Source organism: Exiguobacterium sp. s149, from assembly GCF_018618395.1.
Classification (GTDB): domain Bacteria; phylum Bacillota; class Bacilli; order Exiguobacteriales; family Exiguobacteriaceae; genus Exiguobacterium; species Exiguobacterium chiriqhucha.
In genome coordinates this window covers 15,832-42,100 of sequence record NZ_JACSLZ010000001.1, presented here as the reverse complement: position 1 = coordinate 42,100, position 26,269 = coordinate 15,832, and the positions used below count along the sequence as shown (strand labels likewise).

The following is a 26,269-nucleotide window of genomic DNA, read 5'->3' as shown; positions in this document are numbered from 1 at the left end:
ATAACCCTTATTGTACCAAAAGCCCGCTCGGTTGCAACCGAGCGGGCAAAGGATTAGTTAGATTGGTTGGCGAGCTCTTGCTCTTCAAGTTCACGTGCGGCCAATTTTTCGGCGACGATGGCGTCGATTTCTTTTTTCAATTCTTCGACCATCGTGGCTTCCGGTACTTTCCGGATGATTTTCCCGTGACGGAAGAGAAGGCCTTCGTTGCGGGCGCCGGCGATCCCGATATCAGCTTCACGAGCTTCCCCAGGTCCGTTTACTGCACAGCCGAGGACGGCAACTTTAATGTTGACGTTGATGTTTTGGATATACTCCTCGACTTCTTTAGCGATTGAAATCAAGTCGATCTCAATGCGACCACATGTTGGGCATGAGATGAGTGTCGCTGCGTTAGCCGCGAGACCAAACGATTTGAGCACTTCTTTGGCAACTTTGATTTCTTCGACCGGATCGTCCGATAACGAGACGCGGACCGTCGAACCGATACCGAGCGAGAGAATCGCACCGAGGCCAGCTGCTGACTTGAGTGAGCCTGAGAAGAGAGGACCCGACTCGGTGATCCCGACGTGGAGCGGGTAGTCAAACGTCTTGGCCGCGAGCGTGTATGCTTCGAGGGCGAGGTTTACGTCAGACGCCTTGAGCGAGATGATCGTGTTATAGAAGCCGAGATCTTCCAAAATCTTGACGTGGTGCATGGCACTCTCGACCATCCCTTGGGCCGTCGGGTAACCATATTTCTCGAGAAACTGCTTTTCGAGCGAGCCGGCGTTGACACCGATTCGAATCGGGATACCTTTTGCTTTAGCAGCGTTGACGACCGCTTCAACTTTCTCGCGGCGACCGATGTTACCCGGGTTGATGCGGATCTTATCTACACCGCTCTCGATGGCTTTGAGCGCCAGTTTATAGTCAAAGTGAATATCGACGACGAGCGGGATATTGATGCGGCTCTTGATTTCAGCGAGGGCGTCAGCCGCACGCTCGTCAGGACAAGCGACGCGGACGACTTGGCAACCCGCTTCTTCGAGACGTAAAATCTCAGCGACGGTTGCTTCGACGTCATGAGTTTTTGTTGTCGTCATTGACTGGATGACGACTTCATTGGATCCACCGATGATGAGGTTGCCGACACGGATCGGACGGGTTAATGAACGATGCAAAATTTCTGACATATACGTAATCTCCTTCTTTTGGAAAGGTTCCAATCGATTTCAGATGAGTGGTTTCCTTATTATCATAACGAAATGTTTGTGAAAAAGCACCCAGCAAGCGCTTGATCGGTGTGCTCTTACGAAACGCTAACGTTATCTTAACAGATGCTTCATAATTTTCCACCGTCTGAAGACCGATATATTCAATGAAATGACGTGTGAAGAGGTGGAATGAAGGATGTTGAAGCGATTTAAACGATTGAAGAGGATGAAGCGTCGAAACGAGTGGACGATGGCAAGTCGGTTGACTTGGACGTTGATGCCAATCATGCTCATATCATTTTCAATTGTATTCGGTTGGTTCGCCATGAAAGCCGAACAGTTGATGACCGACGAAATCGAAAAACGGTTGCATCGAGAAGCGACTGTGATGCGGGAGACAATCAAGACGACGTATGGGGCGTATGTCGCGAACGAAAAGATGTTAACCCGTTCTTTAAAGTCGACGTATATGCAACAGGCTTCGATCCTAGCTGCAGACGGACTCGAAGCGAGTCAGTATTTGGTGACCAATGATAATATCGAAAAATTGAGCGGGAAAAAAGTTGAAGACCGGTTTAGCAATCGCCTAGATGAGATTTTAGTGGAAGACGTGAGTGTCAGTGATCAACATGATGAGTTTATCGTTGCGACGCCGATTCCTGAACTTCAGGCTCATTACATCATTGTTGTGACGAAACAGTCGGTACTCGGTTCGATGTGGGCACTACGAGAAATCGTCTTCGTTGGCCTGATCAGTATGCTCGTGTTCATGATTGGCTTGTTTGCCGTCATGATTCGTCATGAGGTCAAGCCGTTGACGCAGTTTGCCGAACGATTGCGTGAGTCGGTGGCGACGCGCTCATTCACAGCAGTCACATTAGACGCCAACTCAATTGAAATGCGAAGTCTAGAGCAGGCATACAATACGTTAATTGGATTATGGACGCGCTCGCTCGTGACGATGACCGAGACGTCAACAGCATTCGAATCAAGCTTGCCGCTGTTCAGAAGACAACTGGAGGCGAATGAACAGCAAATCGTGGGCTTTAAGGAAGTAGCGGCCACGGTCGCGCTGACAAGTCAGTCTTACCAGTCGTTCACGACCGAGTCGACCCATCGGTTTACCGATATCGCTGCCCACGTTCGTTCATTCGAAAAAGATATCGCTGCAATCGATCAACGGACAGAGTTACTAAATCGAACGATTGCGTCAGAAATGGAATCGTTCTCGAGCGTCAAAGGAGCGAGTGAATCGTTTGCCATCAAAGCGGCAGCGGTCCAGCAACGATTATTAGACAGCGAGGCGACATCAGAGCGAGCGGATGATGCGCTAAAGAAAATCCTTTCTGTCGCGGCTGCGACGAAAATGTTAGCGCTCAACGCCTCGATTGAAGCAGCACGTGCCGGTGAACATGGTAAAGGATTTGCCGTTGTCGCCAGCGAAGTCGGACAGTTGGCGAAAATAACGAACGAATCGACGTTATCCGCTGTGGCTACGATTGAAGCCATTCGGCAAGAACTAAGCGAAGTGTTCATGGAAATGGAACGCTTCGAATCCGACATTAAATCATTAGGGGCGGCATTGCGTAATGTCGAAGCGGGGATCGAGAAAATTGATCATGAGGTCACAAAACAAATGAGCCAATTCCAAGCGATCACGGAACAGACATCGCTGACCGGACAGCAGTTGCTTGAAATGGCGGAAGCGAATGGTCAATTGACCGAAATCGGAATGATGCTCGAGCAAAAACTGCATGACTTACAAGACGGTGTCGAAGAATGGACGGATACACAACGAGCTTTACAAATGGCAGGAACCCATCTCGGCAATCAAAGCGAACGTCTTCACGACGTCTTGCATGATTTGGCACCACTCCAATAAACAAGGCCGGACGAGCGCATAGAAGCGTTCATCCGGCCTTGTTTTATGATGTTCGTTTAATCGGGATTAGCGATAATGGAACGACTACATAAATGAATAATAGAAGAATCCCGAACCACGACGCGGACGGCGAAACGTGATACAGGACGACGAGACTGACTGTCGGAATGAGCGACATCGCGACCGCATACGGCCAAGCTTGGCGATACGGCCACATCTTTTTCGTACGCCATTTCGTGACGAGTTGGACGAGGAGGGCACTGAGGGCGACGAGTCCCATATAGAAGAAGAAAATCGCAAACGCATGTAAGAACAACCACATCGGCCAAAAGAAATTTGGTTGTAACACGATGTAATCGAGTGCCGTGACGGTCAACGTCAACACTAAACTCGCCATCATATAGGCGTGGAGTGGGGCCAAGCGGAGACGTAACGCCTGCTTGGACGGGTAAAGGCTATGGCGGATAAACTGAATCGTTGTCTTGAACATAAATGGAACTCCAATCTGTTATAGTACAAAACTAGAAAAACAAACAAAAATCATACAGTGGTTTAATAAAACCTTAACATTAAACCTGTTTACATCGAATGGGTGATGCGGGCATAATGAGTAGGGCATTAAAAACCAAGCAAACACAACTAATTCACAATCAAAAGGAGTACAAAAATCGTGGAATACAATTTGCAAGAAATGTTATTCATGTTTTTTGGAGGATTAGGGATCTTCCTCTTCGGTATCAAATCGATGGGAGACGGCCTCCAAAAGTCAGCAGGTAACCGCCTGCGTGACATCCTTGATAAGTATACATCGAATCCGTTCCTCGGAGTACTAGCTGGTATCATTGTAACAGTCTTGATTCAGTCATCGTCAGGTACGACTGTCATCACGGTCGGTCTTGTCAGCGCCGGGTTCATGACGCTCCGTCAAGCAATCGGGGTCATCATGGGGGCGAACATCGGGACGACAGTGACCGCGTTCATCATCGGTTTCGATGTCGGCGCCTACGCGTTGCCGATTATCGCTATCGGTGCGATTCTTCTTTTCTTCTTTAAAAAAGAGAAATTGCAACATTTGGGTCAAATCTTCTTCGGTTTCGGGATGCTGTTTTACGGTCTTGAACTTATGGGAAGCGGCATGAAGCCGCTCCGTTCGAGCGAATACTTCATCGACTTGACGCAATCGATGAGTGACAACCCGTTCCTCGGTGTCGTCGTCGGTACGGTGTTTACCGTCATCGTTCAATCGTCATCAGCAACGATCGGGATTTTGCAAGAGTTGTATGCCGGTGGATCAATCGACTTGGACGCGGCACTTCCGGTCTTGTTCGGAGACAACATCGGGACAACGATTACAGCGGTACTCGCTTCAATCGGTGCTTCGGTAGCAGCCCGTCGTGCGGCAGCAGCCCACGTCATCTTTAACATTGTCGGGACGACGATCTTCATGATCTTGTTGATCCCGTTCACACAATATATTTACTGGATCACAGATGTTTTAGCGATTGAAGACAAGATGCAAATCGCCTTCGCCCACGGGACGTTCAACGTCGTCAACACGTTCATCCAGTTTTGGTTCATCGGAACGATTGCTTGGATCGTAACGAAAATGGTTCCTGGTGAAGATTCAATCGTCGATACGAAAGCACAGCATTTGGATCCAATCTTCATCCAACAGTCACCATCGATTGCCGTCGAACAAGCGAAGTTTGAAGTCATCCGCATGGGCGACTTCGCAAAACTTGGCCTTGATGAAGCGCGCAACTACATGACGACTGGCGATAAGAAACATGCCGAGAAGTCAGCGCACATTGAAGAGGCGCTCAACTCGCTTAACTCAAAAATCACAGATTACCTCGTGAAACTCGCTGCCGTTGATTTGACGGAGCAAGAATCACAAGAACATAAGACACTCATGCATGCCATCAACGATATCGAGCGAATCGGTGACCACGTCGAGAATATTATCGAATTGATCGATTATAAGACGGCGACACGTGTCACACTATCGACCGGTGCTCAGAAAGAGTTGACGGAAATGTACGATTTGACACGGGCCACGCTCGAGAAGTCACTTCAAACGTTGGCGAGCGGAGACATGGTCGAAGCGCGTCAAGTCATCGAGATGGAAGCGAAACTCGATATGCTGGAGCGTCAGTTCCGTAAAAATCACGTCGTCCGCTTGAATACAGGCGAGTGTGACGGCCAAGCCGGAATGTTCTTCGTCGATATGCTCTCGAACTTGGAGCGAATCGGTGACCACGCCATGAACATCACAGAAATCACGCTTGAAGATAGAAACGAAGCAACAGTCTAATCCAACGGTCCTTCCGGCTCATTTGAGACGGAGGGACTTTTTGGTTCAATGTGACTTTTGATTGACAGTGACGCGTTCATTCAGTATATTATTACTGTATAACAACGTGGCGGTGTAGCTCAGCTGGCTAGAGCGTACGGTTCATACCCGTGAGGTCGTGGGTTCGACTCCCTCCGCCGCTACCAATAAAGGACCCTTAGCTCAGCTGGTTAGAGCAGACGGCTCATAACCGTCCGGTCGTAGGTTCAAGTCCTACAGGGTCCATTTTGTGAACAGCTTTCTGATGAAAGCTGTTTTTTGTTTTCATTTTTAGTTTTCAAACTCGAAGTCCTGGGTAAATATCCGTTAGCATTTTGTTTTTTGAAAAATATGAAATGAGGCGAAGCGAGATGGAACGAAATCATACGATGATGCAATTTTTTGAATGGCACGTCCCGGCTGACCAGAAACATTGGAAGCGATTGAAAGAACGAGCTTCTGAATTGAAGGAAGTCGGAATTACCGCATTATGGTTGCCCCCTGTCACGAAAGGACAGAGCGACGAGGATACGGGATATGGCGTGTACGATTTGTATGATTTAGGGGAGTTTGACCAAAAAGGAACGGTCGCGACCAAATACGGAACAAAAGAGGAATTACTCGAGGCGACGAAGCATGCCCAAGAACTTGGAATGCAAGTCTATATGGATGTCGTCTTAAACCATAAAGCCGGGGCTGATGCGACCGAGAAGTTCGATGTGCTCGAAGTTGACCCGGAAGATCGCACGAAAGTGCTGTCAGAAGAGCCGTTCGAGATTGAAGGGTGGACCAAGTTTGATTTCGAAGGTCGAAACGACAAACATTCCTCTTTCAAATGGAATTTCCATCACTTTAACGGTACAGATTATGACGCTGCGAACGACCATAGCGGTATCTTCTTCATCCTCGGTGAAAACAAAAAATGGAACGACAACGTCGATGACGAGTTCGGTGTCTATGACTATTTGATGTTCGCCAATATCGATTATCACCACCCAGAAGTCCGTGAAGAAGTTCTCAGCTGGGGTAAGTGGTTCATCGAAGAGACGCAATGCGACGGGTTCCGACTCGATGCCATTAAACATATCAACTATGATTTTGTAAAAGAGTTCAGCCAGAAAATGAAAGCCGAAAAAGGCAACAACTTCTACTTGGTCGGTGAGTTCTGGAAGTCAGAGCTCGATGCATGCCGTGAGTTCCTCGACAACATCGATTATCACGTCGATTTGTTCGACGTGCCGCTCCATTACAACTTGCAGCGTGCCTCGACGGAAGGGGAATCGTTCGATATGCGGACGATCTTTGACGATACGCTCGTCCAGTCCCACCCGCTCCACTCGGTGACGTTCGTCGATAACCACGATTCACAACCGGCGGAAGCACTCGAGTCATGGGTCGAAGATTGGTTCAAACAAATCGCCTACGGTTTAATCTTGCTTCGCCAAGACGGGTACCCTTGTGTGTTCTATGGGGACTACTACGGCATCAACGGACCGCACCCGGCCGATGGGAAGAAAGTGGCAATCGATCCGCTCCTTTATGCACGCCGGGAGAAAGCGTACGGTCAACAGGACGACTACTTCGATGACGAACACGTCATCGGTTGGGTCCGTCAAGGTGTCGAGGAGATCGAGCGTTCGGGTTGTGCTGTCCTCATCTCGAACAGTGAAGCAGCCGAGAAACAGATGTTCGTCGGCGAGCACCGTGCCGGCGAGAAATGGGTCGATTTGACACAGACCGTCGATGAGGTCGTTGAGATTGATGAAGATGGAAATGGGGTATTTAAAGTAGCGGCAGGTTCGATTTCGGTTTGGGCGTTACCTGAACAAGACGTCGAGTGAAGCATTACAATTGAGTCGACCGTCACAAATCTGTTACATTTAAAACGAACGTTGTTCAAACCAATTTAAGGGGGATTTTAGTTATGGCTAAATTTGAATTACCACAACTTGATTACGCATACGATGCACTTGAACCACACATTGACGCACGCACGATGGAAATCCACCACACGAAACACCACAACACGTATGTCACGAACGTAAACAATGCACTCGAAGGAAAAGACGTGAACTACTCTTCACTCGAAGAGTTGCTTCAAAACCTCGATTCACTTCCTGCTGACATTCAAACAGCGGTCCGCAACAACGGTGGCGGTCACTGGAACCACTCATTCTTCTGGAAATTGTTGAAGAAGAACGAGAAAGGTGCTCCGACGGGCGAACTCGCTTCTGCAATCGACGAAGCGTTCGGCAGCTTCGACGCGTTCAAAGAGGAGTTCACGAAAGCAGCGACAACACGCTTCGGCTCTGGTTGGGCTTGGCTCGTCGTGAAAAACGGCAAACTCGAAGTCACATCGACTCCAAACCAAGATTCACCGATCATGGAAGGCGTTCAGCCAATCCTCGGTCTCGATGTTTGGGAGCATGCGTACTACTTGAACTACCAAAACCGTCGTCCGGATTACATTCAAGCGTTCTTCCATGTCATCGACTGGGATTACGTCGCGAAGCTCTACGCAGACGCAAAATAATGACACAGTCCCGGGATTCGATTGAATCTCGGGATTTTTTCTACATTTCATTATTTTGTAAACAAATTATGATATAGTGAAAATCGAGTCGAAAAATAGAAATAACACTGACATATACGTCACCTATACTTATAGAAGGAATTGAATCAGAAAGGAGACAACTGAATTGGCCAGAAACCGTGTGAAAGTGCCGAAGAAACGGCGCAACCACCTTCCGTTGCGATTGAACTTATTGTTCTTTATCGTCTTCATCTTATTCGCGACACTCATTTTCCGTTTAGGCGTCGTCCAAATCGTCAACGGTGAGTTGATTGCCCGTGAAGTTCAGAAGACCGAATCAAGCAAAATCAAGTACGAGGTACCGCGCGGTAAAATTTATGACCGCAACGGCCAAGTGCTCGCCGACACCATCTCGAACTACTCGGTCATGTATCGCCGGTCGCAAGTGACGAAGACGGAAGAGCGCCTCGAAGTCGCCATCAAGCTCGCGGAAATCGTCGATGTGCCGGAGAAGGACCGCAAAGTGACGGAGCGGGACCGCAAGGATTATTGGATTGCCATCGATCCGGAGCGCTCGCAAGAACGAGTCCAAAACCTACTGGCTGATTTATCGGAAGAGGAACGGGCCGCCTTGTCGAACCAAGACGTCGACCAGTTGTTGCTCGATTCAATCACGGACGCCGAAATCACGTTCGATGATGCGACCGAAGAAATCATCGCCATCAAACATAACATGGAGTCGGGCTATGCGCTCGACCCACAAGTCATTAAAATCGGGGCGTCTCCAAAAGAGATGGCACTGATTGAAGAAAACTTGGAGTTGCTTCCAGGCGTCAGTGTCGAACCGTATTACCAACGGGATTATCCGTTCGGCGAGACGTTCCAAAGCTTCCTCGGAAGTTATCGTCAAATCCCGGCCGAACAACGCGCCTCGTATCAAGCGAAAGGTTACGGTTTGAATGATCGGGTCGGAACGTCTTATCTCGAACAACAGTATGAGGACGTGCTACGTGGGACACCAGCCTATGACGTCTTCACGACGTATAAAGGGGAACCGGTCGGAGAACCGACCCGCGTCAGCGGAAACCCAGGGAAAGACATCATCTTGTCGACGGACATCGAATTCCAAAAAGAAATCGATGAGATTTTGAAGAAAGCGATTCGAGCCGGCCGTTCGGGCAGCCCGCACTTTGACCGAGCCTTCGCCGTCGTCATGAACCCGCAGACGGGAGAATTGCTCGCCCTCTCGGGACAAGAGCTCGACTATGAAACGAACGAATTCAAAGACGTCTCGACCGGGACGGTCCTGCGGGCGAGTCAAATCGGCTCGACAATCAAGGGAGCGACGGTCGCGTTCGGACTTGAAGAAGAAGTCATCCAACCGGGTGAGTATATTTATGACACGCCGATCCGTATCGGTTCGTCACTCAAGTCGTCGTACCGGAACATGGGCAACATCAACGACCTTGATGCCCTCGCCTTGTCATCGAACATCTATATGTTCCAAATCGCCCTGCGGCTCGCCGATTACTACTCGACCGGCCAAATCGTCGGAGAGAACGTGACCGAGGCATTCAATACGATGGAACATTACTATAAGCAGTTCGGACTTGGAATCGAGACTGGGATCGACCTCCCTTATGAATCAATTGGATTCCGTAGCGTACCGGACCGTGTCACTCTCCTCATGGATATGTCGATCGGCCAGTTCATCTCGTACACGCCGATTCAGCTGGCACAGTATACATCGACGCTCGCGAACGGCGGATACCGGATTCAACCGCATCTATTGAAAGAAATCATCGAACCGGGCTCGCTCGACGAGTCAAACAAGCAAGTCGTCAGCACGTTCCAACCGAACGCGCTCAATAAAGTCGATATTCGCGATGAATTTCTGCAACGGGCGCGTCAAGGATTCCGGCAAGGAGTTGAGAGCGGAACGTCACGCATCCTGCAACAGACGGGAATCACGGCGGCCGGTAAGACCGGTACCGCTCAGGCAATCGCGGAAGGGCCAGATGGCCAGGCGAAGCGAAATGCGAACGGAGAACCGATTAAGACACTCAACTCGAACCACGTCGGTTGGGCGCCGTATGATGACCCGGAAATCGCCTGGGCCATCATCATGCCAGGCCTCGAGGCGGAAGGAATCAACACCCGTGTCGCGCACGATATCATGAAGGCGTATTTTGATTTAGAAGACGTCCAAGCACAGATTCAGTAAAGAAGTCACTTCGGTGGCTTCTTTTTTTCGTCTTTACAATTCTTTTACGTTCCGTTTATTTCTCGTTAATAGTAGTTTATTAGGATGTTAATTGTAGGACAGAACAACGAAGCCACAACATAAATCAAAGCAAACTCAAGGAGGACGTCAGAAATGTCTTGGATGAAAAAATCAGCTTTAGTCGCTTCAATTACTTCGGTGGCCGTTATCGGTGCCGCGTGTGGGAACAATGAAGAGGGCGGCGCAGCCGACGGTGAAGGACTTTCAGGTAAAGTCGTCATGGACGGTTCGTCAACAGTCTTCCCGATCATGGAAGCCGTAGCCGAAGAATATTCAGCTGAACAGCCAGACGTTGAAGTCACGGTCGGTGTCTCTGGTACGGGTGGCGGATTCAAACGTTTCGTAACAGGCGAGACGGACTTCTCGAACGCATCACGTGAAATCAAAGAAGAAGAAGCGGCTGAAGCCGAGAAGAACGGTGTCGAGTACACGCAACTCGCTGTCGCACTCGATGGTCTTTCGCTCGTCGTCAACCCAGAGAACGATTGGGCGCAAGATATCACGATTGAAGAACTTAACAAGATGTGGACAGATACAAATGTGAAGACATGGAAAGACGTTCGCTCAGACTGGCCGGATGAAGAAATCTCATTCTTCTCACCAGGTAAAGACTCAGGTACGTTCGATTTCTTCAACGAAGCGGTCCTTGAAGACACGGACATCCGTGAAGACGCACAGTTGTCAGAAGACGACAACGTCCTCGTGACTGGTGTCGCCGGCACGAAAGGTGCAATCGGATTCTTCGGTTACGCATACTATATTGAAAACCAAGATACGCTTCGCGCGTTGAACGTCGAAGGCATCGAGCCGACGACTGATACGATCAACGATTTGTCTTACCCGCTCTCACGTGAGATTTACACATACGTGAACAATGCGTCATTGAAAGACAAGCCACAAGTCGCCGACTACACACGCTTCTTGAATGAAAATGCGGCGGTACTTGCTGAAGAAGTCGGGTATGTCGGAATGGAACAAGCACGATATGATGAGAACGCTGAAGTAATCGACGAGATTGCTGGCGAATAATAGCGCAGAAGGCAGAAGGTGAGAGTCGCTCTCGCCTTCTCGCCGTGCTTTCTAGTATGAAGAGGTAGGGAGCGATACACGAGATGAATCAACCAAACAAAGGGTTCTCAATTCGAGAGATGATTGAAACCAATAAGAAAAAGAAATATAGTACGACGAACGTGTTTGATAAAGTCATGCCGTTCTTATTATTCTTGAGCGCATTCGTTTCGGTCGTCACGACGGTCGGCATCGCGTTCACACTCGGTTTCGAACTGTTCAAGTTTTTTGAGCGCGTACCGGTCGCCGAGTTTTTAGGCTCGACGGAATGGTATCCGCTTAGTGCCGATCAACGTTTCGGCGTCTGGGCCCTCGTCATGGGAACGCTCCAGATTACGGTCATTGCCATGATTGTTGCTGTACCGCTTGGTTTGGCGTCAGCGATTTATTTGAGCGAATATGCGTCTGAACGTGCTCGCACGATTTTGAAGCCGATTCTTGAAGTACTCGCCGGTGTACCGACGATTGTCTTTGGATTTTTCGCCTTGTCGTTCGTCACACCAATCTTGCAAGCAATCATTCCTGGATTAAAGATTTATAACGCGCTTAGTCCGGGGATTGTCGTCGGGATTATGATTATCCCAATGATTGCATCGATTTCGGAAGACGCGATGAGCGCCGTTCCGAAAAAGATTCGTGAAGGTGCGCTCGGCCTTGGCGCAACACGTTTGGAAGTTGCCATCAAAGTCGTCATGCCGGCCGCGCTGTCAGGGATTATCGCCTCAATCGTCCTTGGGATGAGCCGTGCCGTCGGTGAGACGATGATCGTAACAATCGCGGGTGGGTCACAACCGAACTTCGAGTTCAACCCGCTGAACGCGATTCAAACGATGACGGCTTATATCGTCCAAATCGCCAAAGGTGATGCAGGCTACGGAACAATCGAATACTATAGCATCTATGCGGTCGGCGCATTGTTGTTCATCTTTACGCTCGTGATGAACTTATTCGCGAACTGGGTGACGCGCCGCTTCAGAGAGGAGTACTAATATGGCATTGCCGAACAGTGAGTTCAAGAATACGAAGAACTTGATGGACCGTGATTCCGTTTCACAACGGATTAAACGTCGTCTCCAATTAAATGAAATCTTTAAGTACGTCTTTTTAGCAGGACTCGTCTTTGCCCTGCTCGTATTATCGACGTTGATTTATGACGTCGTCTCTAAAGGTGGCGGCTGGGTGAACTTGGACTTCCTCCGCAACTTCCCATCCCGTCGTCCGGAACAGGCCGGTCTCTATCCAGCCTTGATCGGGACGTTATGGTTGATGTTCCTCATAGTGCCGATGGTATTTATCGTCGGTGTTGGTGCCGCGATTTATCTTGAAGAGTACGCGCCAAAAAACCGTGTCACGTCATTTATCGAAGTGAATATTTCGAACTTGGCTGGTGTTCCGTCAATCGTTTTCGGATTGCTCGGGTTGACGATTTTTGTGCGTGTAATGGAACTCGGAAACTCGATTATGGCCGGTGCCTTGACGCTTGGGCTGATGAGTTTACCGATTGTTATCGTCGCGTCACAAGAAGCGCTCCGTTCCGTCAAGATGGAATTGCGCCACGCGTCGCTCGCACTCGGAGCCTCGAAGTGGCAGACGACGTTCAACGTCGTCTTGCCATCGGCGATTCCAGGGATTATCACGGGAATCATCTTGGCCATATCGCGAGCAATCGGGGAAACAGCCCCATTGATCATGGTCGGAGCGGCGACGTTCATTTCGACGACGCCGAGCAATGTGTTCTCTGATTTCACAGCGCTCCCGATTCAAATCTACAACTGGACGAGCCGTCCGCAAGCCGAATTCCAAAACTTAGCCGCTGCCGGAATCATTGTATTGATGACGATGTTGATCATCATGAACTCGGCTGCCATCTATATCCGTAACAAGTACACGAACCGACATTAAGTCATAGCAGTAAACGAGGAGGACTCTCGAGATGATGAAACAAAAAGAACTCAAAGGAGATCATGAAGTGAATACAACGACGACTCAACCGAACGAAACGGTGATGCAAAAAGAAAGTGCCTATGTCGTGAACAACTTGAATTTATGGTATGGCGACGATCAAGCGTTGATCGACGTCAACCTCGACATCAAGAAAAACGAAGTGACGGCCATCATCGGTCCGTCGGGTTGCGGGAAGTCGACGTTCATCAAGACGTTGAATCGGATGGTAGAGCTCGTGCCGTCTGTCCGTACGAACGGTGAAATCTTGTATCATGGTCGCAACATCTTTGACCGCGATTATAAAGTCGAAGATCTTCGCACGTCGGTCGGCATGGTGTTCCAACAGCCGAACCCGTTCCCGAAATCGGTGTATGACAACGTGGCGTACGGGCCACGTACACACGGCATCAAAAACAAAAAAGTACTCGATGAAATCGTCGAGCGCTCGCTTCGCGGCGCCGCGATTTGGGATGAAGTGAAAGATCGCTTGAACGAGAACGCCTATGGCCTCTCGGGTGGACAGCAGCAACGTCTCTGCATTGCCCGCACACTCGCCATCGAACCGGACGTTATCCTCATGGATGAGCCGACGTCAGCGCTCGACCCGATCTCGACATTAAAAGTCGAAGAGCTCGTCCAAGAGTTGAAAGAGCAGTACTCGATTATCATTGTCACGCACAACATGCAGCAAGCAGCTCGTGTATCGGATAAGACGGCGTTCTTCTTGAACGGAGAAGTCGTTGAGTTCGATGCGACCGATAAAATCTTCTCGAATCCAACGGACAAAAGGACTGAAGATTACATTTCTGGCCGGTTCGGTTAAGAAGGGGAGACAATCATGGCACAAAATCGCACATTTTTTGATACGAAGTTAAACGAATTAGAAGACAAGGTCGTTCGCTTGGCGAATTTGACGATGCGTCAAACGGCTACGGCTATCGAAGTGCTTGAAAAACATGACCTCGTACTCGCTCAGGCGGTCATCGACAACGATAACGAACTCGATGACCTCGAGCTCGAAATCAATGACGAGGCGATTCTGTTGATTGCGAAACAACAACCGGTCGCGACCGACCTTCGTCGCTTGATCGTGACGATGAAGTCGGCGACAGACCTTGAACGCATCGCGGACTATGCGACAAACATCGCCAAAGCCGTTGCGCGCATCGAGCACGTCCCGTACGTGTTAGATATCAAGCCGCTCAAACAGATGGCCGAGCAATTGATTGACATGCTCGAGCTGGCGACTCGTGCTTATCGTAAAGGCGAGGTCAGCCGGGTGCGTGACTTGAACGAGATGGACAAAGTCATCGATGACTTGAACTTGCAGGTCATCAAACAATACATGGGATCTGTGCCGACGATGGCTGTCGGGACGAACGATGTTTATGAGTTTTCGAACATCGCACGCTATTTAGAACGCATGGGCGATCACGTGACAAATTTTGGGGAACACCTCATTTTCCTCGAAAAAGGGAAACATTATGATTTAAACCAGTAAGAAGAGTGGTAAAGAACAACAGACCAGTTGTTCTTTACTTTTTTTTGTGCAGGAATTCACGGGTTGGAGGCGAATAGTAGAACACATGGATTTTTTTTAGGAAGGGAGCCACAAATAGATGGAAGAGAAAATCGTTTCCTTGAAACAACAAGGACTAACGTTAAAACAGATTGCAGAACAATTAGACATGCCAATCGGGAAAGTCCAGTACGCTTGGCGCAAATGGCGTTCCCAACACGGTGAACCAGCCAAGCCTGTAGCCGCCGCTCCAAAAAGAAAGACCGAAGGGAAGAAAGCAATGACACCGAAATCGAAGCAAGTACCCGCCTCATCTGGGACGCAGGTCGCTTCGACGCTGCAACATGAGCTGCCAGTCCAATCACCGCTGTTAGATAAAGGTCCAGACGGATTCTGGAAGCTCCCAGACCGCTACGATCAAGATGTGATGCATGCGGTCGTTCAATCGCCGAACGCGGTCTACGTCTTCTGGGAAGTGTCGGACAGCGTCAAAGAGACGTTGTCGATGCAGTTCATGCGTCCGTGGGAAGATTTGCCGAAGGCGTTCCGGATCCTCGACGTGACATTGCTCGATTACGCGAGCGGACATGCGAACCGGTCGTATACGTTCGAATTGCCGGAGATGACGAACAGCTGGTTCGTTCGACCGCTCGATCCGAACACGACGTACGTGTTCGAGTTTGGGATTCGGACGATGGAAGGGGAGTTCCTTCCGTTGCTCGCAACTTCACCGATCGACACGCCACGGGCGGAGCCGGCCGGCCATGGTCGTTTCGCCGAACCGGTTCGACGTTGGCAATACGGGGAAGTCGAGTCTCCTGAACTGCTCGACACGCTACCTAAATATTCTGCATACCGATTCGTGCGCTGAGGAGGATTTATTTGATGAAACCAGGTTATTTTTCACTCGTCCTTCATGCCCACCTTCCGTACGTGCGACATGAAGAGAAACATCGCTTAGAAGAGAGATGGGTGTATGAAGCCATCTCCGAGACATATATCCCGATTCTTTGGCAAGTCGACCGTCTGCAAAAGCCGCTCCATTGGACGGTCAGCATTTCACCGCCCGTCGTCGAGATGCTCGCCGATCCGCTCGTCCAAGACCGTTACGTGGAACATTTGGATGAGATGCTCGAATTGATTGGCATCGAACTCGCTGAAGAGCGGAGCGAACCAGAAATCGAGACGCTTCACTTTTATCGTCAGCGCTACACCGATTTGAAAAACACGTTCCTGCATTGGGAAAAGAACTTGAACCATGCGTTCCGTACATATCGTGAGCAAGGGTTCATCGATATGGTCACGTGTACGGCGACACACGGCTTCAACCCGCATTTGTTCACGGAACAGGCCGCTCGCGCGGAAATCCGTACCGGCTTGAACTGTTTCGAGCGTCATTACGGGTTCCGCCCGACCGGAATCTGGTTACCGGAGTGTGCCTATACCCCGGGTGTCGACCGCATCTTGTATGAAGAAGGTGTCCGCTATACGTTCGTCGATGAGCACGCCTTGCTCGATGCCGATCCGACGCCGGACAAAGGCATCGGGGCACCGGTCTACTCGCCGCATGGCGTCGCTTTGTTCCCGCGTGACCAAATCATCTCCGGGAAAATTTGGAGCTCGATGATCGGGTATCCGGGCCATCCTGACTATCGCGAGTTTTATCGTGACCTCGCCTATGATCGTGACTGGACGTATATCGAAAAGTTCATGCACCCGGAAGGCATTCGTTTTGATACAGGCTTGAAGATGCACCGCATCACCGGCGACACGGATGAGAAAGACTATTATGTCCGTGCCTGGGCCGAACATCAAATCGACAACCACGCCCTTGATTTCGCACAGACGCTCGAAGGGCATCTCGAGGCCCACGGTGGACAAATGTTCCCGCCGTTCCTCGTGACGGCACCGTTTGACGCCGAGCTGTTCGGTCATTGGTGGTTTGAAGGACCTGAATTCCTCGGCAAAGTCGCCGAGCGGCTCGAAGAGTTCGGGATTGAGACGATTACGCCAGCGCTGTTCCTCGAGCGCCACTTCCAAGACCTCGAGACGGTCCACGTCTCGATGAACACGTGGGGACGCAAAGGCTATGGTGATGTGTGGATCAACGAGCGCAACGAGTGGATGCTCCGTCACTTGCACATGATGGAGACACAGCTCGTCAAAGACGTGGCCGATTATCGTCACGCTTCACCGCTCGTCGATCGGGCGCTCATTCAACTCGTGCGACATTACGTCCTCGCCGTATCGAGTGACTGGGCCTTCATCCTCGACGGACAGACGACGGCCCAATATGCAGCCGAACGCTTCCGCGAGCACACACGCCTGTTCGCTGAGCTCGAGACCGCCCTGTATCAAGACAAGTTATCGGATGAACTGCTCGCCGACCATTATCGCGCGTATCCGTTCCTTGATGATGTGGACATTGACATCGACACGTTCCTGTCTCCGCACGACTATTACGTGACTGAGGAACGTGGCAGTGAAGGCGAGGCGATTCTCGTCTTGACGCCAGAATATACAGGCAACGTCATCGGTGATCTCGGACGCCGTGTCATCGACGAGGTCGAAGCCCGGGCGGCGGAAGGCGAGACGGTGTACGTCTTGACCCCGTTCAAGGAAGGGTTACCGGAGTATGAACGTCACAACCACGTCCACGTGTACCGCGTCCGTCTGACGAGCCCGTTCTTAGAGCACGTGATGAACCAAGTCGCGGCCCAAAACGTGGCATACGTCAAACTTGCGCATGAGCTCGTGGCCAAAGTTCCGTTCAAAGCAATCCATCAATTTGATTGGATGACGATTCCTGCGGCACGTTCGCTTGCGAAAGCACTACAAGTTCCGTTATACTCAACTATGTTGTCCTTTGAAACGACCCGCAATCCGCACGGACACGGCGGTCTGTTCGATGCGATTCACCGAATCGAGAACAGCGTCCTCGCTGAAGCCGACACGGTGTACATCTGCGAACAACTATCGACTGAGGAAGTCGGAATGCGCTATGCGATTGGTGATAACGTAAAAACCTGCCTGCCGCTCGATGCTTCGCCATACGGGCAAAAACGTTTGAAAAAGAACACGAAATAACCTTGCTTTTTCAAATAAAAATTGGTAGGATAATTGAGTATGCTTAGACTGTAAAGCAAAAGCACTTGATACAACATTAGTAAGATGGGAGTGAAAGAAATGCGCGTTAAAATCACACTAGCTTGCACAGAAACAGGCGATCGCACGTACATCACGAAGAAAAACAAACGTAACAACCCAGAGCGCCTCGAATTGCGCAAATACAACCCACGTCTCCGTCGTCACACGCTTTACCGCGAAGTGAAATAATGAGACTGGCCGTCACTCATGTGGCGGCCTTTTTTTTGAACAAGGGGGAATTGAAGTGATTGAAAAGAAACAACTTCGGCAAGACGTACATCGTCAAATCCGTGAACTCGACGACCGGTCGGACCGGGACCGCGTCATCATACATACATTGACCGAACTGAAGGCGTGGCAAGAGGCGGACACGGTGGCTGTCACGCTCGCCCTCGATTTAGAGATTGATACGTTGCCGCTCATCCGCTTAGCATGGAAGGCAGGAAAATCAGTGTTTGTGCCGAAAGTTACGAAACAGGGACTCACGTTCCATGAGATTCATTCGCTAGAAGACCTCGAGCCGGGCGTCATGAATATATTGGAGCCGACGACTGAAGCGACGATGCGCTCGATTGACGTATGTATCGTCCCCGGCCGCGTGTTTGACCGGTCCGGCTATCGAATCGGATGGGGAGGCGGCTATTATGATCGCTACCTCGCCACGTACAATGGGACGACCATCGCGTTGGCCTATGACGTTCAACTGCTCGATGAGATCCCGATTGAGCCACACGACATTCCTGTCGAATTCATCGTGACGGAAAGGGAAACGATTTTATGTTCGCCATCTTCGTTGTAACTTGTTTGGTGGCCTTTGCCGGCTATCGATTGCGCTCGTTGACCCGCTCCGGTGCCGTCTTAACGGTCGTGACTGGGACGGTCATCGGCTACAGTTTCGGTTGGTTCGGGCTCTATTTACTCGGTGTCTTCTTCTCGACATCGTCGCTCGCCTCGAAATATCGTGCCCGGGACAAGGCGCCTGTCGATGAGATTGTTGAGAAATCGGGTCCCCGTGATTTCGTGCAGGTGCTCGCCAATGGGGGTGTCGGCATGGTGACGGCGCTTGGAATGATTCTTGCGCCAAACGACGCCTGGTTATTCGCCTATGTCGCCTCGATTGCCGCGGCGACGAGTGATACGTGGGGATCTGAGTTCGGCGTCCTCGCCAAGCAGAAACCGCGCTCGATTCGGACGTTCCGTGAAGTCGAACCGGGAACGAGTGGTGGGGTGTCCGTGTTCGGTACGGTCATGTCGATTGTCGGGGCAACGGTCATCATCCTCGCCTTGCTTCCATTTATCGAGATCGATGTGACGTTCGCGCTCGTCTTGATCGCCCTTGGATTGAGCGGCAGCGTCGTCGACACATTGTTAGGGGCCACGGTGCAACGGAAATACCGATGCCGTGTGTGCGGCAAGTTGACCGAGAAGAAAATGCATCATCGTGAGCCGGCGGCTTATGTGTCGGGCTGGCGTTTTCTCGGCAATGACGCCGTCAACTTTTTGTCGATCGCCGCGGCCGCGACGATTAGTTTCCTCTTGTTACGATGAGGGTAGTACAGAAAATGTAGATGTTTCAAACGAATGTGAATTTCGTCACAATATCGCCAAAGTGAAAACGGTTTCCTTAGTAGTGAGTGTTTGTGAATGATGTTACAATCTTTATGTAACAGACATAACAAAAACATGAAACAGATTGTTCGAAGGGTGGAGAATCAATATGGAAACATTAAATCATGCAAAAGTAACACGCGTCGCGCTCGTCGGTGCCGGAGCGGTCGGTGCCAGCTTTGCGTACCAATTGACGACAGCAAGTCTTTGTGAGGAACTCGTCATTATCGACATCAACAAATCGAAGGCGGAAGGCGAAGCGATGGACTTGAACCACGGCGTCTCGTTCGCTTCTTCACCGATGCGCGTCTGGGCAGGGGACTATACGGACTGTGGTGCAGCAGATATCGTCGTCATCACTGCCGGTGCACCACAAAAACCGGGTGAAACTCGCCTCGACCTCGTCGAGAAGAACGCCAAAATCATGAAATCGATGATTGGGGACATCATGGCATCTGGATTCGACGGCATCATCATCATCGCCTCGAACCCGGTCGACATCATGACACATTTGGCTTGGAAATACTCAGGTTTACCGAAGCACCGCGTGTTCGGATCAGGAACGGTACTCGATACGTCACGTCTCCGGTACATGCTCGGTGACTATTTCAACGTCGATCCACGCAACTGCCACGCCTACATCATGGGTGAGCACGGAGACACGGAATTCGCGGCCTGGAGCAACGCCCGCATCTACGGGAAGTCGGTCGAGCAGTTGCTTGAAGAGAACGACGAGTATACATGGGAAGACCTCGAAGACATCTACGTCAACGTTCGGGACGCGGCGTACCACATCATCGAGCGCAAAGGCGCGACGTACTACGCCATCGGCCTCGGTTTGCTCCGTCTCGTCAAGGCCGTGCTCCGTAACGAGAACACGTTGTTGACGGTCGGCGCACATTTAGATGGTGAATACGGCTTGAACGATATCCATATCGGTGTACCGGCCATCATCAACCGCCAAGGAGTCCGTCAAGTCGTGGAAATCGAGTTGTCAGACGAAGAAAAACAAAAGATGCATCATTCGGCAGAAGTGTTATTGAAAACGATGCAGCCTGTCTTATAAAAACGATTACTCGTTCTGTCATGACCGTAGTTGGCTCCCGCCACTACGGTTTTTTTTTGGCTGACGGAAGAGCGGGGCAGATTGGGGCGATGCTCGATTTTGTCGTCCCGCCTAAATTCCTTTAGAATGAAAGTATGGAAGGAGGTGAGCCAACATGACAGAACCAGCTTGTTTTTGGGAAGATGTATATCGTGCCGTCGAAGCAGGAGGACGCATCGAGGGCGTCTTAGAGCCGTCGCGGGCACTTTTATTGTTTGACACGAAAGCGGGGGATGTCTATCACCTCTACATACGGACAGATAAGGCGTGGGCGAACCATGTCGCCTTGGACGTCGAGGCGGTCATGAACTCGTTTCGCTTGGCCCGAATCGGCCGCGAGAAGCTCCATGTCCACATTTATGGGGACCCGCTCGTCGATGAAGAGCGTCTGTCGTCGCTCACGTTCCCGATTGCGGCAAAAGTGAAGCTCGAGATGCGGCCGTGCGCCGAAACGGAAACGTCATATCGCCCGCGTGCAGTCGCTCTCGACCAACAACGAAAAAATGAACTGAAGCAACGGTTCGCCTTTGGGAAGCCTCAGTTCGTCTATGCGATCATGTTTGTGACGTTCCTCGTCATGTGGTTCGCCGAATCAATCGGCTCGACGCTCGATCCGAACACGCTCATCCGCTTCGGTGCGAAAGTGAATCCTCTCATCGACGAAGGAGAATGGTGGCGTCTGATCACACCGATGTTTCTTCATATCGGTTGGTTCCATTTCGCCATCAACATGTTCGCGCTCTGGTCACTCGGCCCGCTCGTGGAACGAATGTACGGGTCGACGCGTTTCGCCACCATTTATCTGTTGGCAGGTGTCATCGCCACGGTCGCGTCGTATGCGTTCAGCGAAGCCATCTCGGCCGGCGCGTCCGGGGCATTGTTTGGGCTTGTCGGCGCACTGCTCTATTTCGGACTTCGCGACCGCTCCTTATTTATGAAGACACTCGGCCCTCCACTGTTTATTATGTTAGGATTAAACGTGGGACTCGCTTTCGTCCTTGGCGCTAGTTTGGACCATTCCGCACACGCGGGTGGACTCGTCGGGGGCTTTCTGATGGCGGGAGTGGTCGGCTTACCGGATGAACACGTGAAGAAACGTCGCTTGCTATTTGCTGGGGTCGTGTTCGTGGCGTCCGGCGCATTATTTTGGCTCGGCTACAATCGATGACAAAGGAGTAAGGGTATGATTGAAACGTTGAAGCAATTGGTTGAAATTCCAAGTCCGTCCGGGATGACGGACGAGGCGATCGGATTCGTCGAACAAGAACTGACTGCACTCGGGATCCCCACGAAACGCTTGAACAAAGGAGCGCTTCTGGCGACATTTGAGGGCAAATCGGATCGTGCCCGTCTGTTGACGGCCCATGTCGATACGCTGGGCGCGATGGTGAAAGAAATCTTGCCGAGCGGCCGCTTGCGCTTGACGCAAGTCGGCGGATACGCCTGGACCGCAATCGAAGGGGAGAACTGTCTGGTTCATGCCGAGACGGGTGCGCCGATTGAAGGAACGATTCTCATTCATCAATCGAGCGTTCATGTCTATAAGGACACGAATAGCGCCGAACGGACGGCGTCAACGATCGAAGTGCGCTTGGACGCGGACGTCCATACAGCCGAAGACGTGAGGACCCTCGGTATCGAGGTCGGGGACTTCGTCTCGTTCGACCCGCGCTTCCGTCAGACCGACGCCGGTTATATCAAATCACGTCATCTCGATGACAAGGCGTCCGTTGCCATCTTGCTCGATTTGGCGAAAGATCTGGTCGGGGCGGAGTTGCCGCACCCGGTCCATTACTTGATCTCGAACTATGAAGAGGTCGGGTTCGGGGGCAATGCCGGGATTCCCAAAGCGGTGACTGAATATATCGCTGTCGATATGGGTGCGCTCGGGGACGGCCAACACTCGGACGAGTACACAGTTTCGATTTGTGCGAAAGATTCGTCAGGCCCGTATGATCTCGGGTTGCGCCGTCAATTCACCGCGTTATGTCGGGAACATGACATTGCCCATAAAGTCGATATCTATCCGTACTATGGATCGGACGCATCGGCTGCAATCGGAGCCGGCTACGATGTGCGCCACGCGCTCGTCGGACCAGGCATCGAGTCGAGCCATAGCTATGAGCGGACGCATCTCAAATCGCTCGAAGCGACGCGGGAACTGCTGTACCGTTTCGTGCTCACCACGATGGAGGACGAACGATGAAGAATTTTTATGACGTCCAGCAATTTTTGAAATCGTTCGGCACGATCATTTATATCGGGGAGCGCGATGCCGAGATCGGGCTCATGATGATGGAACTCGATGAGTTGCATGCGGGCGGAATGATTGAACAACGGGAATATGACACGGCCAAGATTATTTTGACCCATGAATTGAAAAATTCAAGAGATTGACAGAAAACCCCTAGTGCAAAGGTTTGCACTAGGGGTTTAATAGTGTAAACTATGGGATGAAAGCGATTTAATCGAGACGAGGAGTGGAACACATGAAGTGGTTATTAGGAATCGACATTGGTGGAACGACGGTGAAGATGGCCGTCCTCGATATGAACGGGATTATTTCTGACAAGTGGGAGATTACAACGGATATTCGTGAGAACGGGGTACATATTCCGACTGATATTGCCGCTTCATTCGAAGCCTATTTAGAAACGTCGGGCAAAGCGAAGCAAGATTTCGCAGGAGCGGGCATCGGGGCACCAGGCTTCGTCAATTTTTCAGAGGGTGTGGTCGAATATTCACCAAATATCGGCTGGAAAAACTTTGCGCTCGTCAGCGAGTTCGAGAAAGCGGTCGGTTTGCCGGCCGTCTTAGAAAATGACGCCAACGCTGCCGCACTCGGTGAAATGTGGAAAGGGGCAGGCGAAGGCGCGTCAGAATTGCTCGCCATCACGCTCGGCACAGGCGTCGGCGGCGGTGTCATCACGAACGGCAATATCGTCCACGGGGCTGCCGGTATGGCTGGGGAGATTGGCCATATCACGGTTGAGCGTGACGAGTCGAAAGCCGTCATGTGTGGCTGCGGCCGTAAAGGTTGCATCGAGACGATTGCTTCGGCTACAGGTGTCGCCCGTCTGGCGCTCCAAAAACGTAAAGGTCGGACGACGTCATTGAACGAACTAAACGAAGTGACGGCACGCGATGTATTCGAAGCGTATAAAGCGAATGATGTCGTTGCGACAGAAGTCGTGAACGAGATGACCGAATATCTCGGATTGACGATTTCGAATATCGCCAACACGTTGAATCCGAAGATGATCGTCATCGGCGGAGGCGTCTCGAAAGCACGCGAAGCACTCCTCAAGCCGCTCGATGAGCAATTCAAACGGTTCGCCCTCGAGCGCGTCTATGCGTCGACGGCGTTCAAAATCGCGGAACTCGAGAACGATGCGGGTGTCATCGGTTGTGCGTGGCTCGCTCGTAAACACTTTATCCCGACTCGTGTATAACGTTTGTCCATGTACGCCTGCGATTTGACGCAGGCGTGTTTTTTATTTGGAACGGGTATGGGATAATGTAAAATTTGTAATGACGGAGTTGATTTTTTGTTAAAAAAGGGGTAAGATTTGGACTTGATACCGGACTGTTATCGTACGTGAAATGGATAACAAGCCAATTGGACTTATAAAAAAATAGGGGGACGCGAATCAGTTCATATCGTCGCCCGTTGAACAGAGGAGGAGGCCGTCAGATGAAGTCATCTCAGAGCTTCTCGAAGCTTACTATGCGACTGAATGATACGGTCCGCGCTTCGTTTCATGAATATCGGTTATTTTGGATTTTCTCGCTATTACTTTGGACGAAGACGTACGTAGTTTACCAATTTTTCTTCAATATCCCGATTGAAAACACCGCTCAGGCATTCATTTTGCTGATCAGCCCGATCAGCTCCACTCTATTCCTATTCGCGTTCAGTTTCTTCTTTAAAGGAAATAAGCAGAAATGGGTCTTGTACGTGCTGTATGCCGCAGCATCGTTCATCTTGTTTGCGGATGCCGTCTATTACCGCGAGTTTACCGACTACTTGACGATGCCGGTCATCTTGCAACCGTCGAACATGGAGACTTTGTCGACATCGTTCACGTCACTGTTGGAATGGAAAGATTTGATTATCCTCGGGGACGTTCTCGTCTTGCCGTTCATCCTATGGCGCATCAACGCGACAGCGACGGCGGCCTCTCATCGGAGAGCGCTCGTGACGTTCGCGACGGCCGTCGTCGTGTTCTTGTTCAACTTGTCCCTCGCTGAAACAGAGCGTCCGGAACTGTTGACTCGTTCGTTCGACCGAGAACTGTTGGTCAAGAATATCGGGACGTTCAACTTCCACGTCTACGATGCGATGCTCCAAACGAAAACGTCGGCCCAGAAGGCGATGGCTGATGGGTCAGAACTCGCCAAAATTGAGAAGTACACTCGTCAACACTATGCAGCACCGAACCCGGACTACTTCGGGAAATATAAAGGCAAGAACGTCATCGTCGTCTCGTTCGAGTCGGCCCAAAACTTCACGCACAATATGAAAGCGTCGAACGGTGAGTACATCACACCGAACTTGAACAAACTGATCGAAGAGTCCCACTACTGGCCGAACTATTACCATACGGTCGGTCAAGGGAAGACGTCGGATGCCGAGTTCGCACTCGACAACTCGCTATACGGACTTCCGCGTGGTGCCGTCTACTTCACGAACGCCGATAACGAGTATCAGGCACTCCCTGAATTGATTAAGGAAGATAATTACTACTCGGCCGTGTTTCATGCGAACAACAAATCGTTCTGGAACCGGGACTTGATGTATAAAAACATCGGCGTCGACCGGTTCTTCGATGAGAAGAGCTATGACCTCGGCAACCCCGAGGACATGACTGAATGGGGACTGCTCGATGACAGTTTCTTCGAACAGTCGATTCCGATGCTCGAGGAGCTACCAGAACCGTTCTATGCGAAGTTCATCACGCTCACGAACCACTTCCCGTACACGATGCCGAGCGAGGACTACGAACTCGTGCCCAAATTCGAGACGAGTTCGACGACGCTTAACAACTTCCCACAGGCGCTCGCGTATCAAGATTACGCGCTCGGCTTGTTCATCGACGAGTTGAAGGCGAACGGTATGTGGGACGACACGATTTTCGTCGTCTACGGTGACCATTACGGAATCTCGACGAACCATAATGACGCGATGGCCGACTTGCTCGGCAAAGACGAGTTGACGCCATACGACGTCGCCAAGCTCCAGTCCGTCCCGTTCGCGGTTCATCTACCGGGACAAGACAAAGGTGAAGTGCACGAGACAATCGGCAGTCATGTCGATATGAAGCCGACAATCTTGCACTTGCTCGGGATTGACACGTCGGACACGGTAGGTTTCGGAAGTGACTTGTTATCGGAAGACCGGACGAGCCGCGCCATCTTCCGGGACGGTACCGTCATCACCGACGAATACGTCTGGACGCAATCGACATGCTATGACGCTTCGAGCGGTGAAGTCGTCGAGGACGTCTCGCTCTGTGGACCGGATAGTGCAGAAGCAGAGAAGCTTCTCCAAATGAACGATGATTTGATTTACTCAGATTTGCTCCGCTTCAAAGAGCAGACCGAACAATAACCAATAGCGCCGTCCCGCTTAGCCGGGACGGCGCTATTGG

At 50.9% G+C, this 26,269-nt stretch carries 23 protein-coding genes and 2 tRNA genes; 23 read left to right on the top strand and 2 right to left on the bottom strand.

Translation table 11 applies throughout. The features are described 5' to 3' along the window. Nucleotides 1–53 precede the first annotated feature (53 nt). A complete protein-coding gene (ispG, locus tag KNP81_RS00245; RefSeq protein WP_021065716.1) occupies nucleotides 54–1,175 on the bottom strand; it encodes a flavodoxin-dependent (E)-4-hydroxy-3-methylbut-2-enyl-diphosphate synthase in 1,122 nt (373 codons plus the stop codon). Nucleotides 1,176–1,392: 217 nt separating this feature from the next. Here ispG and KNP81_RS00240 point away from each other — a divergent pair, with 217 nt between their 5' ends. Continuing rightward, nucleotides 1,393–3,078 carry a methyl-accepting chemotaxis protein gene (locus KNP81_RS00240; protein WP_214717382.1) on the top strand — a complete coding sequence of 562 codons (1,686 nt, stop codon included), beginning with the start codon at nucleotides 1,393–1,395 and terminating at the stop codon, nucleotides 3,076–3,078. Nucleotides 3,079–3,121: 43 nt separating this feature from the next. On the opposite strand, the gene KNP81_RS00235 is transcribed toward KNP81_RS00240, so the two are convergent. Continuing rightward, nucleotides 3,122–3,568 (bottom strand): hypothetical protein, encoded by a 447-nt coding sequence (locus KNP81_RS00235; protein WP_251128648.1) that lies wholly within the window; start codon nucleotides 3,566–3,568, stop codon nucleotides 3,122–3,124. A 180-nt stretch (nucleotides 3,569–3,748) separates the two neighbouring features. On the opposite strand from KNP81_RS00235, the gene KNP81_RS00230 reads away from it, so the two are divergent. The 22 genes from KNP81_RS00230 to KNP81_RS00125 all read left to right on the top strand — a co-directional run bounded on the left by KNP81_RS00230 (nucleotide 3,749) and on the right by KNP81_RS00125 (nucleotide 26,229). Next, the gene (locus tag KNP81_RS00230; RefSeq protein WP_214714620.1) at nucleotides 3,749–5,392 is read left to right on the top strand and encodes a Na/Pi cotransporter family protein; all 1,644 of its coding nucleotides are present in this window, start codon (nucleotides 3,749–3,751) and stop codon (nucleotides 5,390–5,392) included. Nucleotides 5,393–5,500: 108 nt separating this feature from the next. Continuing rightward, nucleotides 5,501–5,577, top strand: a tRNA-Met gene (locus tag KNP81_RS00225). Nucleotides 5,578–5,582: 5 nt separating this feature from the next. Beyond that, nucleotides 5,583–5,656: transfer RNA gene (locus tag KNP81_RS00220), tRNA-Ile, on the top strand. Nucleotides 5,657–5,781: 125 nt separating this feature from the next. Beyond that, entirely contained in the window at nucleotides 5,782–7,251 is a 1,470-nt protein-coding gene (locus KNP81_RS00215) for an alpha-amylase (RefSeq protein ID WP_214717380.1), read from the top strand. An 83-nt stretch (nucleotides 7,252–7,334) separates the two neighbouring features. After that, nucleotides 7,335–7,943, top strand: coding sequence for a superoxide dismutase (locus KNP81_RS00210; protein ID WP_214717378.1), 609 nt, complete (start codon nucleotides 7,335–7,337; stop codon nucleotides 7,941–7,943). A gap of 166 nt (nucleotides 7,944–8,109) precedes the next feature. Then, nucleotides 8,110–10,167, top strand: coding sequence for a peptidoglycan D,D-transpeptidase FtsI family protein (locus tag KNP81_RS00205; protein ID WP_029595242.1), 2,058 nt, complete (start codon nucleotides 8,110–8,112; stop codon nucleotides 10,165–10,167). Between the two features lie 153 nt (nucleotides 10,168–10,320). Then, entirely contained in the window at nucleotides 10,321–11,256 is a 936-nt protein-coding gene (locus KNP81_RS00200) for a PstS family phosphate ABC transporter substrate-binding protein (protein WP_029595243.1), read from the top strand. Nucleotides 11,257–11,339: 83 nt separating this feature from the next. Beyond that, complete coding sequence (gene pstC, locus KNP81_RS00195) at nucleotides 11,340–12,284, top strand: phosphate ABC transporter permease subunit PstC (protein ID WP_214717376.1); 945 nt, start codon at nucleotides 11,340–11,342, stop codon at nucleotides 12,282–12,284. A 1-nt stretch (nucleotide 12,285) separates the two neighbouring features. Beyond that, entirely contained in the window at nucleotides 12,286–13,197 is a 912-nt protein-coding gene (gene pstA / locus KNP81_RS00190; RefSeq protein WP_214717374.1) for a phosphate ABC transporter permease PstA, read from the top strand. Between the two features lie 103 nt (nucleotides 13,198–13,300). Continuing rightward, nucleotides 13,301–14,062, top strand: a complete 762-nt coding sequence (gene pstB / locus KNP81_RS00185; protein WP_052013661.1) for a phosphate ABC transporter ATP-binding protein PstB — start codon at nucleotides 13,301–13,303, stop codon at nucleotides 14,060–14,062. Between the two features lie 15 nt (nucleotides 14,063–14,077). Beyond that, a complete protein-coding gene (phoU, locus tag KNP81_RS00180; RefSeq protein ID WP_214717372.1) occupies nucleotides 14,078–14,740 on the top strand; it encodes a phosphate signaling complex protein PhoU in 663 nt (220 codons plus the stop codon). A gap of 118 nt (nucleotides 14,741–14,858) precedes the next feature. Then, nucleotides 14,859–15,629, top strand: a complete 771-nt coding sequence (locus KNP81_RS00175; protein WP_029595247.1) for a DUF4912 domain-containing protein — start codon at nucleotides 14,859–14,861, stop codon at nucleotides 15,627–15,629. 14 nt (nucleotides 15,630–15,643) lie between these two features. Then, a complete protein-coding gene (locus KNP81_RS00170) occupies nucleotides 15,644–17,845 on the top strand; it encodes a 1,4-alpha-glucan branching protein domain-containing protein (RefSeq protein WP_214717363.1) in 2,202 nt (733 codons plus the stop codon). An 84-nt stretch (nucleotides 17,846–17,929) separates the two neighbouring features. After that, entirely contained in the window at nucleotides 17,930–18,094 is a 165-nt protein-coding gene (rpmG, locus tag KNP81_RS00165) for a 50S ribosomal protein L33 (protein ID WP_255313299.1), read from the top strand. Between the two features lie 55 nt (nucleotides 18,095–18,149). After that, complete coding sequence (locus KNP81_RS00160) at nucleotides 18,150–18,704, top strand: 5-formyltetrahydrofolate cyclo-ligase (RefSeq protein WP_029595249.1); 555 nt, start codon at nucleotides 18,150–18,152, stop codon at nucleotides 18,702–18,704. Further along, nucleotides 18,683–19,453 carry a DUF92 domain-containing protein gene (locus tag KNP81_RS00155; protein WP_214717361.1) on the top strand — a complete coding sequence of 257 codons (771 nt, stop codon included), beginning with the start codon at nucleotides 18,683–18,685 and terminating at the stop codon, nucleotides 19,451–19,453. The genes KNP81_RS00160 and KNP81_RS00155 overlap by 22 nt, the downstream gene beginning before the upstream one ends. A gap of 169 nt (nucleotides 19,454–19,622) precedes the next feature. Further along, nucleotides 19,623–20,579: an L-lactate dehydrogenase gene (locus KNP81_RS00150; protein WP_021065732.1), complete on the top strand. Its 957-nt coding sequence runs from the start codon at nucleotides 19,623–19,625 to the stop codon at nucleotides 20,577–20,579. Between the two features lie 154 nt (nucleotides 20,580–20,733). Next, complete coding sequence (locus KNP81_RS00145) at nucleotides 20,734–21,786, top strand: rhomboid family intramembrane serine protease (protein ID WP_214717359.1); 1,053 nt, start codon at nucleotides 20,734–20,736, stop codon at nucleotides 21,784–21,786. A gap of 15 nt (nucleotides 21,787–21,801) precedes the next feature. After that, entirely contained in the window at nucleotides 21,802–22,824 is a 1,023-nt protein-coding gene (locus KNP81_RS00140) for a M42 family metallopeptidase (RefSeq protein WP_214717357.1), read from the top strand. Next, on the top strand, nucleotides 22,821–23,015 hold the full coding sequence (locus tag KNP81_RS00135) for a YqgQ family protein (RefSeq protein ID WP_021065735.1): 195 nt from the start codon (nucleotides 22,821–22,823) through the stop codon (nucleotides 23,013–23,015). The genes KNP81_RS00140 and KNP81_RS00135 overlap by 4 nt, the downstream gene beginning before the upstream one ends. Before the next feature lie 92 nt (nucleotides 23,016–23,107). Continuing rightward, on the top strand, nucleotides 23,108–24,070 hold the full coding sequence (locus KNP81_RS00130; protein ID WP_029595252.1) for an ROK family glucokinase: 963 nt from the start codon (nucleotides 23,108–23,110) through the stop codon (nucleotides 24,068–24,070). Nucleotides 24,071–24,312: 242 nt separating this feature from the next. Continuing rightward, nucleotides 24,313–26,229, top strand: a complete 1,917-nt coding sequence (locus tag KNP81_RS00125) for an LTA synthase family protein (protein WP_214717355.1) — start codon at nucleotides 24,313–24,315, stop codon at nucleotides 26,227–26,229. The last annotated feature ends 40 nt before the right edge of the window (nucleotides 26,230–26,269 follow it).

Excerpts from the sequence above, each read along its gene's own strand:
- pstC (WP_214717376.1), top strand. The coding sequence starts at position 11,340 with ATGAATCAACCAAACAAAGGGTTCTCAATTCGAGAGATGATTGAAACC.
- KNP81_RS00150 (WP_021065732.1), top strand. The coding sequence starts at position 19,623 with ATGGAAACATTAAATCATGCAAAAGTAACACGCGTCGCGCTCGTCGGT.
- pstB (WP_052013661.1), top strand. The coding sequence starts at position 13,301 with ATGCAAAAAGAAAGTGCCTATGTCGTGAACAACTTGAATTTATGGTAT.
- pstA (WP_214717374.1), top strand. The coding sequence starts at position 12,286 with ATGGCATTGCCGAACAGTGAGTTCAAGAATACGAAGAACTTGATGGAC.
- KNP81_RS00130 (WP_029595252.1), top strand. The coding sequence starts at position 23,108 with ATGAAGTGGTTATTAGGAATCGACATTGGTGGAACGACGGTGAAGATG.
- rpmG (WP_255313299.1), top strand. The coding sequence starts at position 17,930 with ATGGGAGTGAAAGAAATGCGCGTTAAAATCACACTAGCTTGCACAGAA.
- ispG (WP_021065716.1), bottom strand. The coding sequence starts at position 1,175 with ATGTCAGAAATTTTGCATCGTTCATTAACCCGTCCGATCCGTGTCGGC.
- phoU (WP_214717372.1), top strand. The coding sequence starts at position 14,078 with ATGGCACAAAATCGCACATTTTTTGATACGAAGTTAAACGAATTAGAA.
- KNP81_RS00175 (WP_029595247.1), top strand. The coding sequence starts at position 14,859 with ATGGAAGAGAAAATCGTTTCCTTGAAACAACAAGGACTAACGTTAAAA.
- KNP81_RS00240 (WP_214717382.1), top strand. The coding sequence starts at position 1,393 with ATGTTGAAGCGATTTAAACGATTGAAGAGGATGAAGCGTCGAAACGAG.
- KNP81_RS00200 (WP_029595243.1), top strand. The coding sequence starts at position 10,321 with ATGTCTTGGATGAAAAAATCAGCTTTAGTCGCTTCAATTACTTCGGTG.
- KNP81_RS00125 (WP_214717355.1), top strand. The coding sequence starts at position 24,313 with ATGAAGTCATCTCAGAGCTTCTCGAAGCTTACTATGCGACTGAATGAT.
- KNP81_RS00135 (WP_021065735.1), top strand. The coding sequence starts at position 22,821 with ATGAAGAATTTTTATGACGTCCAGCAATTTTTGAAATCGTTCGGCACG.
- KNP81_RS00170 (WP_214717363.1), top strand. The coding sequence starts at position 15,644 with ATGAAACCAGGTTATTTTTCACTCGTCCTTCATGCCCACCTTCCGTAC.
- KNP81_RS00235 (WP_251128648.1), bottom strand. The coding sequence starts at position 3,568 with ATGTTCAAGACAACGATTCAGTTTATCCGCCATAGCCTTTACCCGTCC.
- KNP81_RS00140 (WP_214717357.1), top strand. The coding sequence starts at position 21,802 with ATGATTGAAACGTTGAAGCAATTGGTTGAAATTCCAAGTCCGTCCGGG.
- KNP81_RS00215 (WP_214717380.1), top strand. The coding sequence starts at position 5,782 with ATGGAACGAAATCATACGATGATGCAATTTTTTGAATGGCACGTCCCG.
- KNP81_RS00145 (WP_214717359.1), top strand. The coding sequence starts at position 20,734 with ATGACAGAACCAGCTTGTTTTTGGGAAGATGTATATCGTGCCGTCGAA.
- KNP81_RS00155 (WP_214717361.1), top strand. The coding sequence starts at position 18,683 with ATGTTCGCCATCTTCGTTGTAACTTGTTTGGTGGCCTTTGCCGGCTAT.
- KNP81_RS00210 (WP_214717378.1), top strand. The coding sequence starts at position 7,335 with ATGGCTAAATTTGAATTACCACAACTTGATTACGCATACGATGCACTT.